Origin of the sequence: Nocardia sp. NPDC023852, from assembly GCF_040639505.1 — a bacterium.
GTDB lineage: Bacteria > Actinomycetota > Actinomycetes > Mycobacteriales > Mycobacteriaceae > Nocardia.
The window spans coordinates 505,894-520,938 of record NZ_JBFAAB010000001.1; the positions used below are offsets into that span (position 1 = coordinate 505,894).

The 15,045-nt window shown below is 68.1% G+C and carries 14 protein-coding genes; 8 read left to right on the forward strand and 6 right to left on the reverse strand.

Going from position 1 to position 15,045, the window contains the following annotated elements:
- The first annotated feature begins 20 nt into the window (after positions 1-20).
- Together AB0H00_RS02225 and AB0H00_RS02230 are read left to right on the forward strand one after the other, a co-directional pair.
- Positions 21-524, forward strand: a complete 504-nt coding sequence (locus AB0H00_RS02225; protein WP_357259414.1) for an SPW repeat protein — start codon at positions 21-23, stop codon at positions 522-524.
- Between the two features lie 467 nt (positions 525-991).
- On the forward strand, positions 992-2,080 hold the full coding sequence (locus AB0H00_RS02230) for a glycoside hydrolase family 76 protein (protein WP_357260392.1): 1,089 nt from the start codon (positions 992-994) through the stop codon (positions 2,078-2,080).
- Positions 2,081-2,091: 11 nt separating this feature from the next.
- On the opposite strand, the gene AB0H00_RS02235 is transcribed toward AB0H00_RS02230, so the two are convergent.
- Positions 2,092-2,784, reverse strand: coding sequence for a DedA family protein (locus tag AB0H00_RS02235; RefSeq protein ID WP_357259417.1), 693 nt, complete (start codon positions 2,782-2,784; stop codon positions 2,092-2,094).
- Positions 2,785-2,794: 10 nt separating this feature from the next.
- Complete coding sequence (locus AB0H00_RS02240) at positions 2,795-3,451, reverse strand: VTT domain-containing protein (protein WP_357260395.1); 657 nt, start codon at positions 3,449-3,451, stop codon at positions 2,795-2,797.
- A gap of 300 nt (positions 3,452-3,751) precedes the next feature.
- Here AB0H00_RS02240 and fbaA point away from each other — a divergent pair, with 300 nt between their 5' ends.
- From fbaA to AB0H00_RS02255, 3 genes are all read left to right on the forward strand, one after another.
- The gene (gene fbaA / locus AB0H00_RS02245; protein ID WP_357259420.1) at positions 3,752-4,786 is read left to right on the forward strand and encodes a class II fructose-bisphosphate aldolase; all 1,035 of its coding nucleotides are present in this window, start codon (positions 3,752-3,754) and stop codon (positions 4,784-4,786) included.
- A 32-nt stretch (positions 4,787-4,818) separates the two neighbouring features.
- The gene (locus AB0H00_RS02250) at positions 4,819-5,934 is read left to right on the forward strand and encodes a BTAD domain-containing putative transcriptional regulator (protein ID WP_357260398.1); all 1,116 of its coding nucleotides are present in this window, start codon (positions 4,819-4,821) and stop codon (positions 5,932-5,934) included.
- Between the two features lie 126 nt (positions 5,935-6,060).
- Positions 6,061-7,542: a DUF4185 domain-containing protein gene (locus tag AB0H00_RS02255; protein WP_357259422.1), complete on the forward strand. Its 1,482-nt coding sequence runs from the start codon at positions 6,061-6,063 to the stop codon at positions 7,540-7,542.
- Positions 7,543-7,544: 2 nt separating this feature from the next.
- On the opposite strand, the gene AB0H00_RS02260 is transcribed toward AB0H00_RS02255, so the two are convergent.
- Together AB0H00_RS02260 and AB0H00_RS02265 are read right to left on the reverse strand one after the other, a co-directional pair.
- Complete coding sequence (locus AB0H00_RS02260) at positions 7,545-8,597, reverse strand: fused (3R)-hydroxyacyl-ACP dehydratase subunits HadA/HadB (protein ID WP_357259425.1); 1,053 nt, start codon at positions 8,595-8,597, stop codon at positions 7,545-7,547.
- A 117-nt stretch (positions 8,598-8,714) separates the two neighbouring features.
- Positions 8,715-9,683, reverse strand: coding sequence for a hypothetical protein (locus tag AB0H00_RS02265; RefSeq protein ID WP_357259428.1), 969 nt, complete (start codon positions 9,681-9,683; stop codon positions 8,715-8,717).
- A gap of 199 nt (positions 9,684-9,882) precedes the next feature.
- Here AB0H00_RS02265 and AB0H00_RS02270 point away from each other — a divergent pair, with 199 nt between their 5' ends.
- The 3 genes from AB0H00_RS02270 (at position 9,883) to AB0H00_RS02280 (ending at position 13,446) form a co-directional block, all read left to right on the forward strand.
- The gene (locus AB0H00_RS02270) at positions 9,883-11,265 is read left to right on the forward strand and encodes a hypothetical protein (protein ID WP_357259431.1); all 1,383 of its coding nucleotides are present in this window, start codon (positions 9,883-9,885) and stop codon (positions 11,263-11,265) included.
- A 528-nt stretch (positions 11,266-11,793) separates the two neighbouring features.
- Positions 11,794-12,237, forward strand: a complete 444-nt coding sequence (locus AB0H00_RS02275) for a DUF3151 domain-containing protein (protein WP_357259433.1) — start codon at positions 11,794-11,796, stop codon at positions 12,235-12,237.
- 105 nt (positions 12,238-12,342) lie between these two features.
- Positions 12,343-13,446: an FUSC family protein gene (locus AB0H00_RS02280; RefSeq protein WP_357260401.1), complete on the forward strand. Its 1,104-nt coding sequence runs from the start codon at positions 12,343-12,345 to the stop codon at positions 13,444-13,446.
- 113 nt (positions 13,447-13,559) lie between these two features.
- On the opposite strand, the gene AB0H00_RS02285 is transcribed toward AB0H00_RS02280, so the two are convergent.
- Positions 13,560-14,342 (reverse strand): site-2 protease family protein, encoded by a 783-nt coding sequence (locus AB0H00_RS02285; RefSeq protein WP_357259436.1) that lies wholly within the window; start codon positions 14,340-14,342, stop codon positions 13,560-13,562.
- Positions 14,339-15,004, reverse strand: coding sequence for a hypothetical protein (locus AB0H00_RS02290; protein WP_357259439.1), 666 nt, complete (start codon positions 15,002-15,004; stop codon positions 14,339-14,341). Before AB0H00_RS02290 ends, AB0H00_RS02285 begins: the two co-directional genes overlap by 4 nt.
- Between the last annotated feature and the right edge of the window lie 41 nt (positions 15,005-15,045).

Sequence of the window (15,045 nt, forward strand, 5' to 3'; positions counted from 1 at the left end):
TCTGAAGGGTGGTGGAGAATATGAGTAGTGAAACCATGATGAGCCGGCATCCCGACATCGTGGAGTTGCGGGACAAGTACGAGCGCGCTTCGGAGGCGCCGGACGCCCAGGCGGTCACCGGCCTGCTGTTTTTGACCGGTCTCTACATCGCGATTTCCCCCTGGGTCGTCGGATTCAACGGGTTTTCGACCTTGACCGGCAACAACCTCATCGTCGGGATCGCCCTCGCGATGCTGGCTCTCGGGTTCGCCTCGGTGTACGGCCGGACCCACGGCATCGTCTGGGCTGCTCCGCTCATCGGCCTCTGGACGATCCTGGCTCCCTGGGTGGTCAGCGGCGACGTCGATACCGCATCGACGATCTGGAACAACGTGGTCGCCGGCGCAATCGCTGTGTTGCTCGGTCTGGGCTCGATGTTCCTCGGAATAAGCCGGACTGGACGACTCACCGGCGAGACGCCGCCTGCGAGTGCGACTCGAACCCAGCGGCCGTCCGGGCTTCCGCCGGAGACTTCCACGCGGTGAAACGAAGCGGGCGCGCCACCGGTTTCCGTGCCGGCATGGACCCGGTCGGGCAGGACCGGCGGGCGTGGGCGGTATGAAGTCACCAGGCCTGTGGTCGACGTCGGCGAAGCGGTCCGTAGTCGCATCACCATGGTGATGCGACTACGGCGGGCACCGGTCTCGGCAGTGGCGGCCGGTGTCCTCACGACGGCGTGGTGAACCGTGCGGCACGTCGCGAACAGGAGATCTTCCTGCGGGAAGTGGAAGCGGCACGATTTCACATCACTTCTGTAACAAATCGGGCGCGTGAATCCGTTCTCGGCTGGCACTATTGACCCATGACCTCGCGGAGCGACGATATCGAGGTGCCGCGCGCGCAGAACGGGGATCAGGCCCCGCAGCCCGCGGCACCGCGTCCGCCGATCAGTCGTTCCCAGGCGGGCGGGGACGGGGCGGCGTCTCCGACCCTGTGGTCCGAACGGGCGGATATGTTCGAATCCGCGATCGTCTCGCGTCACCTGCGCGCGCTGTGGGCGCTGCCCGGCACGGAACTGGGGGTCGTCGGGTGGCCCGCCACCAAGCGGGAGCGGGTTTTCGGCTCGTGGCACTACTGGTGGCAGGCGCATCTGATCGACTGTGTGACCGACGCTGCGAACAGAGTGCCGACTCTGGTGCGCCGCAAGCGGATTGCCGCCCTCGCGCGTTCGCATCGGATCCGCAACATCACCGGCTGGACCAACAGCTACTACGACGACATGGCCTGGCTGGCGATCGCGCTCGAACGCGCCGAGCGCACTCAGGGCATCGGCGCGGCGCGCAGCGCACTGGTCGCCCTGGAGAAGGCGCTCCACGCGGGTTGGCAGCCGGAGACCGGCGGCGGCCTGCCTTGGCGCGTCGGTTCAGACTATTTCAACGCGCCCGCCAACGGTCCCGCCGCTATCGCGCTACTGCGACTCGGACGGATCGAGCGCGCCCAGGAGATGGCCGACTGGCTGGACGAGACGCTGCGGGACACGGGGACCGGGCTGATCCTCGATGGCATTCATCTGCCTTCTGGTGAGATCGAACGTCCCGTCTTCACCTACTGCCAGGGCGTGGTACTCGGACTGGAGACCGAGTTGGCCGTGCAGACCGGCGAGCCTCGGCATACCGAGCGCGTGCACCGGCTCCTTGCCGCCGTCGAGCAGCACATGACCACCCGCGGTGTCGTGAACGGCGGCGGCGGCGGCGACGGCGGTCTATTCAATGGCATCCTGGTCCGCTACCTGGCGCTGGTCGCGCTGATGCTGCCGGGCGAGGACCCTCAGCAGGTCGCCGATCGGCGTGCGGCGGCCGCGATCGTGCGCGCGTCCGCCACGGCGGCCTGGGCGAACCGGCTCGACGTGGAGGGTGAGCCGCTGTTCGGGCACGATTGGAGTAGGCCCGCGCAACTTCCCGGCGGCAGTGCGGGGGCCGGATATTTCACCTCCGGTGGTTCGGTGACCTCATCCAAGGTCCCCGAACGCGACCTGTCCGTGCAGCTGTCCGGTTGGCTGCTCATGGAGGCGGCCTACCTGGTCAGTGCAGCGGGCCTCTGACCGCCCGCGGCTCACCCCTCGGTTTCCAGCAGAGTGCTCGGCGCGCCTTCCATCGCGAAATCCTCCGCGGGCCGAGACATTTCCTGCCGGTAGTGCCGAACGCCGAGGGCGGTCCCGATGACAAGGCCGACCACCAGCGTGCCGATCACGATCGGCATCAGCCACGGGATCCCTTCCAGGAAGCTTCCCGCGTAGTAGCCGATGAGCAGCAGTACCGGCGCCCAGATAATCGCGCCGACGGTACTGGCCACGGTGAACTTGCGGTGGTCCATCCGCGCCGCGCCCGCGACCGAAGGGCACAGCGTGCGCACCCACGGAATCCACCTGGCGACCAGGACCGCCACGAACCCGTGCCGGTGCAACAACTCCGTCACCCGTTGCAGGTTGCGGACGTTGATGTATCTGCCGTCCTTGCGGGCGACCAGATGCTGACCGGTCCGGTGCCCGATCACGTATCCGACCTGGTTGCCCGCGATGGCCGCGACCATCGCGCCCAGCGACAGTGCCCACACGTGGGCTTCGTTGGACGCGTTGGACGCCATCACGATGCCGGCGGTGATCAGCATGGAGTCGCCGGGCAGAAACAGCCCGAGGATCACAGCGCATTCCAGGAAGACAAAGGTCAACACCACTGTCCAGACGAGCGCGGGGCCCGCCGACATCAGCGGATCGAAACTGCCCACAGCTAGGGGCGACGACGCCATGGACACCGGCTCAGCGGGTCGGCTCGTTCGTCGAGGCGGCCAGCTCGGCCTCGACCGCTGGAGCCTCGGGTCCACCGCGGTTGAGCAGCTTCCGCCCTACCGCAATGACGCCCGGCAGAATCGACACGAACACGATGAGCAGGAAAATCGCCTCGACGTGGTCCCTGATGAAGGCGACGTTGCCGAGGAAGTAGCCCAGCACCGTGACGCCGCCACCCCACAGGATCGCGCCGACGATGTCGAAGGCGACGAACTTGCGGTAATCCATCTTGGACACACCGGCCAGCACCGGCATGAAAGTCCGCACGATCGGCACGAACCTGGCCAGGATGATGGTCTTGGGACCGTGCTTCTCGAAGAACTCGTGCGTCTCCGTCACGTAGTGCTTCTTGAAGAAGCGGGTGTCCTCTTTGTGGAAGAGCGCGGGCCCGATGGCCCGGCCGATCCAATACCCACATTGGTCACCGGCGAACGCGATCAGCGCGACGGCGGGCACCAATACCCAGATCGAGACCGGCGGATGCGGCTGCGCCGACAGCAGGCCGCCGGTGAACAGCAGCGAATCGCCGGGCAGGATCGGGAAGAGCAGACCGGTCTCGATGAAGACGATCACCAGGATCGCCGGGAGCACCGCGTTCTTCAGCCACGTCTCCGTGAGCAGGTGCATCGGGTCGAGTAACTCGGTAAGCGCGAGGTTACTCGTCACCGATTCCGTCGCTGCCTGCAGAATCACGTGGCCTCCTGTCCCGAAACGGCTGGCCTGCCTTGCTTACCACCGCGTCGGAAGCTGCCAGCGCAATTACCGGCACCACAGTACCGGCTACACCTGAGAAAGCTCTCGCCGTGCGCGAAAATTGCCCGCCGGTCAACTCCGCACTCCCTCCCTGCATACCAGGCCAAACACTGCTGCCTTAGGGTGATGGCAGACAAAATAGGTCTTTCGCCGCAACAACACGGAGGTCTTACTGTGCCCATCGCGACTCCGGAGGTCTACGCCGAGATGCTCGGTCGGGCCAAAGCCAATTCCTTCGCTTTCCCGGCCATCAACTGCACGTCGTCGGAGACGATCAACGCGGCCATCAAGGGTTTCGCGGATGCGGGCAGTGACGGCATTATCCAGTTCTCCACCGGCGGTGCCGAGTTCGGTTCCGGCCAGGGTGTGAAGGAGATGGTGACCGGCGCGGTCGCGCTGGCCGAGTTCGCGCACGTGATCGCCGCGAAGTACGACGTGACCATCGCGCTGCACACCGACCACTGCCCGAAGAACAAGCTCGACAGTTTCGTGCGCCCGCTGATCGCCATCTCCCAGGAGCGGGTGAACGCCGGCCGGAACCCGCTGTTCCAATCGCACATGTGGGACGGCTCCGCGATCCCGATCGACGAGAACCTGGAGATCGCGAAGGAACTGCTGAAGGCGACGCACGCCGCCAACATCATCCTCGAGGTCGAGATCGGCGTCGTCGGCGGCGAAGAGGACGGCGTCGAGGCCGAGATCAACGAGAAGCTCTACACCTCACCCGAGGACTTCGAGAAGACCATCGACGCGCTCGGTGCGGGTGAGAACGGCAGGTATCTGCTCGCCGCCACCTTCGGCAATGTGCACGGTGTGTACAAGCCGGGCAACGTAGTGCTCAAGCCCGAGGTGCTGGCCGAGGGCCAACGCGTCGCCGCGGCCAAGCTCGGCGTCGGCGCCGACGCGCAGCCGTTCGACTTCGTCTTCCACGGCGGTTCGGGCTCGCTGAAGTCCGAGATCGAGGACTCGCTGCGCTTCGGCGTGGTGAAGATGAACGTCGACACCGACACCCAGTACGCGTTCACCCGCCCCGTCGCCGGGCACATGTTCACCAATTACGACGGCGTGCTCAAGATCGACGGCGAGGTCGGCGACAAGAAGGCCTACGACCCGCGCGGCTATCTGAAGAAGGCCGAGTCGGCGATGGCGGCGCGAGTCCTCGAGGCATGCAATGATCTGAAGTCCGCGGGACGCTCGATCAGCGCCTGACCCGGTTACACCCTTCGGGGGGCATGAAGCACATGAGTTTGGATGTGCGCGTGCTCGGGCCTGTGCGACTGCTCGTCGGCGATGAGCCGGTGGCGGTGGGCGGGCCCAAGCCGCGAGCTCTGCTTGCCGCGCTCGCCGTGAATCGGCGGCGAGCGGTGTCGTCGGCCGCGCTGGCCGACATGGTGTGGAACGAGGATCCGCCCGACTCCTATGCCGCCAGCCTGCAGGTGTTCGTCTCGAATATCCGCAAGGCACTGCGGAATTCGGGTGTGGACCCGGCGCAGGTGCTACGCACCGAGTCCTCCGGTTACCGGCTGGAGATCGCCGATACCGCCTGCGATCTGGGGCGTTTCGAGGCGGCGCGGGAGGCGGGCACTCGCGCCGCCGAGATCGGCGATCACGCGGGCGCCGCGCAACTGTTCGGCGCGGCGTTGCGTGAGTGGAGCGGCCGGGCACTGGCCGACTTGGCTGGTCTGCAGTTCGCCGACGGTTTCGCGACGGCCATGGACGAGGAGCGTCTACTCGCCGCCTCGGCCCGAATCGACGCCGAAATTGCTTGTGGGCGTGCGTCTTCGGTGATCGGCGAGCTGGTCGCGATGACGACCGAGCATCCGCTGCGCGAACCGCTGTGGGGTCAGCTGATCAGCGCGCTGTATTTGTCCGGACGCCAGGCCGACGCGCTGGACGCGTGCCGACGGGTGCGTGCGGTGCTGGCCGACGAACTGGGCATCGATCCTGGGCCTGTGCTGGTCGATCTGGAACAGCGGGTGCTGCGGCAGGAGCCGCTGAACACGGTCGAACTGCGCCAGATCGAACGAATGGCCGCGGCGATGACCGAGACGGTCACCGAGATGCCGCGCGCGGTGCGCAGCGGGCAGTTACGGATGGACGGCCGCGTGGTGGCGATCGCGCAGGGCGGTATACGCATCGGCCGGATGACCGACAACGACCTTGTCCTGGAGGATCCCAAGGTCAGCCGCTACCACGCGCACATCATGCCGAGTCGGGCCGGGCTGCTCATCAAGGACCTGCATTCGGCCAACGGCGTGTACGTCAACGACAACCCCATCGACACCGGCGCGCTGCTGGCCGACGGAGACCTGATTCGCATCGGCGCGACGATCCTGACCTTCGAGGCCGTGCACTGATCACAGGCGATCGGCGTCGCCGTTCCTGGGTGCCGGCGCCGGACGTGTCGGTTGGCCGGTTTCTGTCACCGAACAGGGTAAGGTCGCCTCCGCTGGTGCGTGTCCGACGGACTTCGAGGGGTACCTATGGCCATGCGATGGATGGCCGCGGTCGGCGTGGTTGTGGTCGGGGCGGGGGCGTTGCTGTACGCCGACCGACCTGCCGCCGCGGCACCGGGGGCGACCGGATCCGACCGTGGGGTCGGGGTGCCGGGCACCGGTCCGTGCGCGACCGATCCGGTGGCAGCCCATGAGCCGTTGGTGCCCAAGACACTCGAGGTGCCGATTCCGTATCCGGTGATCACCGTGCTCCCGCCGCCGCAGCCGGACGCCACACCGACGCGGACACGGATGGAGCTGCCGCCGGACCCGTGCGCCAATCCGTGCCCCGATCTCACCGACCTGCCCGGTGCGCCACCCGGACTCGGTGCGCTGGTCGGGATTCCGGAGATCCTGTTGAATCTCAAGCCTTTCCACTTCGCGATTCCCGGTCCGGGCCCGGATCCCGGCGCCGCGCCTCCGCCGCCCGCGCCGGTGCGGCCACCGGTCGAGACCGCGGCACAGTCGCCTGCCCGGCCGGCGCCGCGGATCGCGGCGGTGCGCGAGGTGGCCAAACTGACCGGTGCGAACTCGGTCAACCGCACGGACAAGCGCTGGCAGGTGGACGGCACCGATCTCGGAATCATGTGGGAGAGTGCGCCGGGCGAGATCGCGACCGCGTTCGGTGACACGGTTGGGCGCGGCTTCCATCCACCGGGTGGCATGGGAATGGATTGGCGTAGCAACGTGCTCGCCTTCAGCACCGACCGCGACTTGGCCGACGGGATGACCTACGACCGCATGGTCACCGACGGCCGGTGCCACGCGGCCGAGGTGCTCTCCAGCCGCAAGCTCGACAATGTCGAGGTCACCACGATTCCCACCTCCGGTTTCGCGGTGGGCGACCGACAGTACCTGAGCTACATGTCCATTCGGACCTGGAACAGCATTCCCGGCACGTTCTTCACCAACTACGGCGGTATCGCCTATTCCGACGACCACGGCCAGACTTGGACCAAGGACCCGCACGCCCGCTGGGACAACATCTTCGGTCTCGCGAATTTCCAAGTGAGCGCGATGGTTCCGCACGGCGATTACGTGTACATGTTCGGCACGCCCAACACTCGCCTCGGTGCGGTCGGCCTGGCCAGGGTGCCCAAGGATCAGATTCTCAACACCACTGCCTACCAATACTGGCGCGACGGCAGCTGGACACCGGTCGGCGGATTCGACTCCGCCACATCGATTGTGAACGGTCCGGCCGGTGAACTCTCGGTCCGCTTCGACGCTGCCCGCGACGTCTGGCAGATGAGCTATCTGGATACGGCCAAGGCCGCCATCGTCGTCCGCGAGGCGAATTCACCGCAGGGCGTATGGTCGGAGAGCACGCCGACGGTGACCGTGCTGAACTACCCGGAGCTGTACGGCGGCTTCATCCACCCGTGGTCGTCCGGCTCGGACTTCTACTTCACCATCTCGACCTGGAGCGACTACAACGTTTACCTGATGCGCGCCGTGCTGGGCGAGTGATCCTAAGTGAACCGGACCTCGGCGAGCGCGCGGCCGAACAGCTTGCGGCCCTCGGAAGTGCCGCCGAGCAGGATGGTCGCGGTTCGCGTGTGCGGGTCGAGCGATTTGACCCGGCCGGTGAACTCCACCGCGCTTGCCGCGTCCGCGGCGACCGGGACGAAGCCCGAGAACCGCACGCTGAACTTCCGGATGGCGATCGGATCGCCCAGCCAGGAAGTCAGATAGCCGCCCGCGAGGCCCATCGTCAGCATGCCGTGCGCGACGACGGTCGGCAGCCCCGCAAGGTGCGCGGCCTGATCGCTGAAGTGGATCGGGTTGGCGTCGCCGGAGACGCCCGCGTAGTTGGCCAGGTCGCCGCGGGTGAGCCGGAATGTGGCGCCGGGCAGCTGGTCGCCGACGGTGAGTTCGTCGAAGACGGGCACCGTCCACACCGGCGCGATCGCGTGATCGGTCGGCTCGGTCAGCGGGCTGACACCGAGCGGAACCAGCACATCGTTGTGGGCCAGATCTGGTGCGGCTGTCTCGGTATCGTTCGAATGCCCGTGCATCATGATGTTCTCGGCCACGTGGTCGAGGTTCGCGTCGGCCTGCACGCCGCGGCGCGCGACGATCGTGGTCGATCCGACGATGGTGACCTCGTCGTGCTGGTTGGTCAGCGCGAACCGCAACACGATGAAGTCGTTGTCGCCGAACTTGCGGATCGACTCGATCACGATCTCGCAGCCGAGCCGGTCGCCGGCCAGGATCGGCCGGTAGGTCTCGAAGACCTGGTCGGTCTGCAGGATCTGGGACAGGTCGTAGTCGGTGAGCACCGATTCGAGCAGCGTCCTTGTCCGACTCATGCCGACGACCGACGCGAAGGTCGGTGGCGCGATGATCCCGTCGTAGCCGAGCGCGTATGCGTCCGCTTCCCGCTGATGAGCCCCGTGGTAATTCTGCACCGCGCGGGCGAACTCGCGGACCTTCTCCCGGCCGACCTCGTAATGATCGAGTGCCCGGAACCGTTGTCCTTCCGGCTCCAGCACCACCACGGCGTCGAAGTCTGTCCGCGTCATCGTTTGTTCCCTGCCCATGATCCGGGCCATGCTACTGGCGAACCGGACCATTGACCAGGTAAGTGTGACGTGCGCGACCAGGAATCGATGTGTGTTTCCTATCGAGTCTCCAGGTTGTCACTGGGTGCTGGAGGGCGGGTCGCAGACCTTCCATCCGTCGTCGGTTCGCTGCAGGTCGAAAGTGCGTGCCGACCGCTTCGTCGGGTCGGCTTCGGTGTACACCGTGGCCTGCGCGATGGCGGTGTCGTCGGTGATGCGGATGGCATCGATACTGTCCACCACGGGGATGCTCCTGCGCTCCATCGACAGGGTGTGCACGCCGGCGAACTGGTCATTGGGGATGCCCTGATAGAAGTCGTGCAGCGGACCACAGGTGGTCTCGCGCAGGGTGACCAGGTTGCCGGTCTTCAGTGCCTGGGTGTAGTCGGTGATGGCGGCGCGGACCTGTGCCTCTGGTGAGTTGTCGGAGTTCGTGACAAGCGCCGCGATCACCGCGACCAGCACAATCACCAGCACGGCTGCCGCACCCGCGGCGATCAGCCACCGATTGGATCGCGTGGTCGAGGTGCGGGTGTCGGACGCGGTCCGTGGTGGCGGGGTGATGCGCTGCGGCTGGGCGATCGGCCGAGGCTGTGGCGGGCGGGGGCCCGCCAGTGGCTGTGCGGGCACGGTCTGCTGGATGTCTGCGGGCGAGGGGGCTGTCGCCCCCTGCCGCGGCTTGCCTGGTGGGCGTTGCGGAGTCTCCCCGACCGGTCCCGGTGCATGCTGTGGGTGTGTCGCCGGGCCCTGCGGTCCAGGTTGCTTCGGCCCGGACGCCGGACGCGGCGTGCTCGGCGGCTTGGTGATCGGCACCGGCCCCGCCGCACGCGCGACAACGCGATCGGTACCTGCCTTGCCGCTGCCGTCGGCGGCCCGCTGGATCGGCAGCGCGACAGTCTGCGCGTCGTCCAGATTGACCACCGGCATCGCCATGGTCACCGCGTCCGAACCAGGCGGGATCTGATCATCCTCCGCCGCGGGCGTCTCGGCCTGCGCCTTGCCCGCCTCCGGGCCACCGGGCTCGCTCGGCGGTTGCGGCCTGCGCATTACCTCCGTCGCGGCATCCCCGCCGCCCGCCTGCCCCGAGTCGTTCTGCGGGATCGCGGCTGTCTCCGCTTCTGAGCCCGCGGTCCCGGAGGCGCCTGCCGCCTCGGCGGGGGTGCCGGCCGCCGCACCGCTTCGGGGGGCTGAACTGCTCGTAGATGCGGGACCATCCGGCGACGGAGAACCGCTCGGGGGTGCGGCTTTGCCCGTCGCCGCGGCTTTGTCCGCCGCGGTATCAGGCGCCGTACCGCTTGCTGTGCGGGGACCACCGGCCGATGCGGAACTCACCGCGGACTCGGCGCCATCCGTCGACGCGGAACCGCTCGGTGACGTGGACTCGTCCGCCGTACCGGCAGCGGTGGAGCGCGCTGACGCGGAACCGGTCGGTGTCGCGTCAGCGCTTGTCGACACGGTGTCAGTAGCCGAGGTGTCGCCGGCCGAGGAACCGGCTGCGACGGCGGCCGCTCCCGCGGCATCGGCGGTTGCCGCGCTGGACGGTCCGGCGGTTCCGGACGGAGTCACCACGCCCTTGGTGGGCTTGTTCGATTGTGCCGCAGTACCTTTCGAAGCAGGCTGGCCCGAGGGCGTCGAGCCAGGCGCGGCATCTCGCGGTGCCTCGGAGCTCGCCTCGTCTCGCTTGATGACCTCGGTTGGCGCCTCGGATCCTGATCGGCCCCGCGTAGACCCGGCCCGCGGTGCGGCTGCGGTGGACCCGGAAGTGCCGCCGCCGGTCGGTGCGGAGGTGGTCGCTCCGCCCGATTCGGAGCGTTGTCCCGCGCCCGCCGCCGCGTCCGGGTTACCGCTCGCCGAGTCCTCCTTGCTGGAACCCGCCTTGCCGGAACCCGTTGCTTCGGAGGCGGAGGGTCCCGTTCCGGTCGATCCGGGTGCGGCAGTGTTTGCCTTACCCGCTGGTCCGGGGGCAGGTGTGCCCGTTGCGGTCGATCCGGGGGCGGGTGCGTTTGCCTTACCTGTGGCTCCGGACGCGGGTGCGTTCTGCCCTGTCGATCCTGGCTCGATGTGGTTCACCCCACCTGCCGCTCCGGCGGGAGGTGTGCGCGTCGAGCTCGTCGATCCGGGAGTGGGTGCGTCGGCCTGGCCCGCGGGCCCTGAGGCGGGTGAGTTCGAGCTCGTCGTCGCGGCAGCCTGGCCGCTCTTGCTGTCCGCGGGGCCGGTAGCCGGTGTGCCTGCGCCCGTCGATTCGGTTGCGGCGTTCGTCTCACCTTTTGCTCCGGGAGCGGGCGTGTGCGGGCCTGTCGATCCGGGGCGGGCTGCGTTTGTCGCACTGGGCGTGGGTGAGCTGGTGCTATCCACGGATCGCGGCGTCGGCGAGGTCGTGCTGTCGTCCGGCACTGATGAAGGTGTATTCGTGGCGCCCGCGGGACCGGGGGCGGTCGTGTCGGAGGCTGAACCGGAAGCTGGGATGCTCGGTGCATCCGAGGGATCCGAGGCCGGTGGATTCGTGGAGCGTGCGGCGCTGGTCGCCCTTTTCGCGGCCGCCGATCCGGAGGTTGCCGACTTCGTACCTTTCCGGGGGCCAGCCGACCATCTCCCGAGCGCACCGGTCCGATCCGGGGTGCTGACCTGAGGCACGGCGGGCGTCGCCGCACCCGCCGCACCCGCTCCGGATTCGTCCGCACCAGCAGGATTCGCACCACGCTCGGCGGCTTCGCTACCTGACGGCGCGGCGCCGGTCGACTCCTGCGCCGACGTACCTCGCCGAGTCCCCGCAGGCGTTTGCGTGATCGGTTCGGTGGGCGGGGCCGGAGCAGGCCGGTCGCCCGCCCCGGCGATCGGGGCGCGTTGGGTGACGGCATCGGGGCGTGCGTCGGCCCCAGCCGCGTCGGCCGGTCGCGCGACATCCCGCGCCGGGTTTTTCTGGTCGTTCGCGTCGGACACGCACACCCCTCGCTCAGGCGGAACAGTGGAACTCGACGGCCAGCCTAACGGGCGCGGCCGGGCGAAGTCCGTCATCGGCCCGCGCCGGGCCGAGCGAAGGAGACAGCCGCATGATGGGTGCGGACGGGCGAAGTCTGTCCACAGCTCCGCGCCGGGCGGAGTGAAGGCGCGGCAGCCGCCTATTGAGCAAGTCGGTCAGCGGTGCACAATGATGCACATGACCTCGTTCGGTGACCTACTCGGACCGCAACCGGTACTGCTACCCGCAATCTCCGAAGCCGAGGACGCGCTCCTCGACAACGCCGATCCGGTGCGGGTCGCGGCCGACCATCCCGCCGCCTCGATCGCGTGGGCCCACCTCGCGGAGGCGGCGCTGACCCGAGGCGAAGGCCGAGACGAGGCGGTCAACCACGACATCGTCGCCGCGTACGCCTTCGCGCGCACCGGCTACCACCGCGGCCTCGACCTCCTGCGCCGCAACGGATGGAAGGGCTTCGGCCCGGTGCCGTGGAGCCACGAGCCCAATCGTGGGTTCCTGCGCAGCGTCGGCGCGCTGGCCCGCGCGGCAAAGGCGATCGGCGAGACGGAAGAGTACGCGCGCTGCCTGGACCTGTTGGAAGACTGCGATCCCCGTGCGGCCGCAGAGCTCGGCCTCGACTGAACCGTAGTGATCGAGGCATCGCGTAGCGATTCGATGAGGGGTGTCGGTCGGGTGACGGGTGGGCTCGACCCGAATTCTCGTCTCGGCGCCGCCCAGGCGAGGAGCATGGTTCGGTTGCGCTCCTCATGGGCGCGGCTGCGGCGGTCCGCGCTGCCGATCATCCAGTGTGCGGTCGGCGCTGCGCTGGCCTGGTTCCTCGCTCATCACGTGATCGGTCACGCGCTGCCGTTCTTCGCGCCGACGGCGGCGGTGGTGTCGATCGGTATCTCCTTCGGCGCCCGGCTGCGGCGCTCGGTGGAGCTGGTGGTCGGCGTCGCGGTCGGCATCGGCATCGGCGACCTGTTCATCTCCCGCGTCGGGACCGGCGTGTGGCAGATCGCGCTGGTGGTCGCGGTCGCCATGGCTGTGGTGGTGTTCCTCGACGGTGGCTCGATCATCACGATACAGGCGGCCGGTTCCGCGGTGCTGGTCGCGACGTTGCTGCCGCCCTCGGCGGGCGGCGGCTTCTCCCGCATGATCGACGCGCTGGTCGGTGGCCTCGTCGGCGTCGTGGTGGTCGCCGCGATCCCACTGCATCCGGTGCGCCGCGCGAGGACGCTGGCCGCGGAAATCCTCGGCGTGATGGGGAAGTCGATCACCGAGTGCGCCGACGGACTGCTCGAGCAGGACCAGGAGAAAGTGCGCCGCGCGCTCACCGCCGTTCGCGCGACCCAACCACAGATCGACTCGTTGCGCGCCACGCTGGAGGGCGGCCGCGAGATCAGCCGGATCTCCCCGCTGTACTGGAACTCCCGCGACCGTCTCGAACGCATCAGGGCCACAGCGGACCCGCTGGACAACGCCGTCCGTAACACCCGGGTCCTGTTGCGCCGCTCGCTGACTCTGGTCCTCGACGATGAGATCCTGCATCCCGGACTGATCGACGAGGTGGAGCGCCTCGGTCAAGCTGTCGACGTGGTGCGCCGGATGATGCTCGCCGACCCCGGCGAGCAGCCCGACCGGGCCGAGGCCGCCCGCGTGCTGCGCTCGGTCGCGAAGGGGGCGCGGCCGGAATTGGTAGCGGGCGCGGGACTTTCGGCGCACGTCGTGTTCGCGCAGGTGCGCTCGACGCTGGTCGACCTGATGCAGGTGTGCGGCTTGCAGCGCATTTCCGCGATGGCCCTGCTGCCCCCGACGGTCAAGAACCCCTACGTGCCGCCGGCATCGTGAGCCGGACTACTCGGCGAGATTCGGCCATTCCCGTGCGTCCAAGGGAGCGGCCCCATAACCGGGAACTGCCGACCGGAACAGGGCTCGGATCCCCGACCTCCGTGGCTCCGGCCTCAGGTCCAGAAGCGGGTCAGGAAGCTGCCGTATCGTGACCAATTCGATGGAACGCCGGACAGTTCGAAGAGGGCGTACACCGCGTCGAAGAACACCTGGTTGATGGCGGGGGTGAACAGCAGCGCGAACAGGATCAGCATGCCGAACGGCTTGAACTGATCGAGCGAGCGCCGTGTCCGGTAGCTCAGCGATGGCTCGACGATGCCGTATCCGTCAAGTCCGGGCAGTGGGATCAGGTTCAGGAGAGTTGCCGTGATCTGAAGGAACGCAAGGAAGCTCATGCCGAACCAGAACGCGGGATGCGCACTCGCGCTGCCTGCGAACCGGACGACCGCGAGCAGCAGCACCGCGCACAGCGCGTTCACGAAAGGCCCGGCGCCGCTGATGATCCGTTGCGTGCGCGGCGCGACATTGTGGGTGTGTACGTAGACTGCTCCGCCCGGCAGGCCGATACCGCCGAGCGCGATGAACACCATCGGCAACACGATCGACAGCAGCGGATGGCTGTACTTCAACGGGTTCAGCGTCAGGTATCCGCGCAGCTCCACTTCACGGTCTCCGGCCCGCCACGCCGTGAACGCGTGCGCGAACTCGTGCAGGCACAACGTGACGATCCAGCCGAACACCACGAGTACGAACACCCCGACCTTAGCCGTGGTCGAGTCCACCGGAGCGTCCCAGGCCAGCACGCCGCCGACCACCGTGAGGATGACCACGAGCAGGAACACCGGGCTCGGCCGCACCGCGCGCGACCTTCGGTCGATCGGGAATGGGGAAGTCATCGGATCAGCAGCCAGGATTCGTGGTGGCGATAGAAGCTCGAGCGCGGCACGGGCCGGTCGGTGCGGATACCGTCCCTGGTCACGATCGCGCCCGGGGTGCCGAGTTGCGCCGCCCGGCCCGCTAGCCAGCGGCGCCTGCGGACGCGGATGCCCTTCTGCACGGCCGCCTGTATGCCCGGCAGCTCCATGGTCGGCGAGACCAGCATGCCCGTCACCTTGCCGGAGAACAGCTGGGTGTCGTCGACATAGGCCTCGCCCTCCAGCTTTTTCCCGCCGACACCGGTGAGCACCGCGCGACCGACCAGGACCGTGCCGGTGTCGTCCCTGAGCAGCGGCGTCTCGGTGGCACGGCCCTCGAGAGCGCGCTTGGCGGCGGCGTTGCCGGTGCCGGTCTGGTAGACGCGTGAGCCGTAGGTCTTGTCGACCGGCACGTAGCCGATCTCCACGTGCAGCCGCTCGGTGCGCATCAGATGGGTGAGCACCGCGGCCAGCGCGGCGTCCTCACCGAGCACGATCAGGCGCGGCAGGCTGTCGGCGGCCAGCACGGGAAGGAGTTCGTCGATCTCGGTGGTGTCGGGGATGGCGCCCGTTTGAGTAGTCGGCAGCGCCGCGAGCGCGATGGGTACGGGTGCGCCGGCGCAGCGGAGAACATGGGTACTCAAGCTGCCGTACACCCTCCTCGGTTCGAGCCGACACCGTCGGG

What these genes read in the sequence shown, in the direction of transcription:
- AB0H00_RS02280 (WP_357260401.1), top strand. Translation starts at nt 12,343, where the DNA reads ATGGTTCGGTTGCGCTCCTCATGGGCGCGGCTGCGGCGGTCCGCGCTG.
- AB0H00_RS02285 (WP_357259436.1), bottom strand. Translation starts at nt 14,342, where the DNA reads ATGACTTCCCCATTCCCGATCGACCGAAGGTCGCGCGCGGTGCGGCCG.
- AB0H00_RS02265 (WP_357259428.1), bottom strand. Translation starts at nt 9,683, where the DNA reads ATGCGCAGGCCGCAACCGCCGAGCGAGCCCGGTGGCCCGGAGGCGGGC.
- AB0H00_RS02235 (WP_357259417.1), bottom strand. Translation starts at nt 2,784, where the DNA reads ATGGCGTCGTCGCCCCTAGCTGTGGGCAGTTTCGATCCGCTGATGTCG.
- AB0H00_RS02225 (WP_357259414.1), top strand. Translation starts at nt 21, where the DNA reads ATGAGTAGTGAAACCATGATGAGCCGGCATCCCGACATCGTGGAGTTG.
- AB0H00_RS02250 (WP_357260398.1), top strand. Translation starts at nt 4,819, where the DNA reads ATGAGTTTGGATGTGCGCGTGCTCGGGCCTGTGCGACTGCTCGTCGGC.
- AB0H00_RS02230 (WP_357260392.1), top strand. Translation starts at nt 992, where the DNA reads ATGTTCGAATCCGCGATCGTCTCGCGTCACCTGCGCGCGCTGTGGGCG.
- AB0H00_RS02240 (WP_357260395.1), bottom strand. Translation starts at nt 3,451, where the DNA reads ATGCACCTGCTCACGGAGACGTGGCTGAAGAACGCGGTGCTCCCGGCG.
- AB0H00_RS02260 (WP_357259425.1), bottom strand. Translation starts at nt 8,597, where the DNA reads ATGACGCGGACAGACTTCGACGCCGTGGTGGTGCTGGAGCCGGAAGGA.
- AB0H00_RS02255 (WP_357259422.1), top strand. Translation starts at nt 6,061, where the DNA reads ATGGCCATGCGATGGATGGCCGCGGTCGGCGTGGTTGTGGTCGGGGCG.
- AB0H00_RS02275 (WP_357259433.1), top strand. Translation starts at nt 11,794, where the DNA reads ATGACCTCGTTCGGTGACCTACTCGGACCGCAACCGGTACTGCTACCC.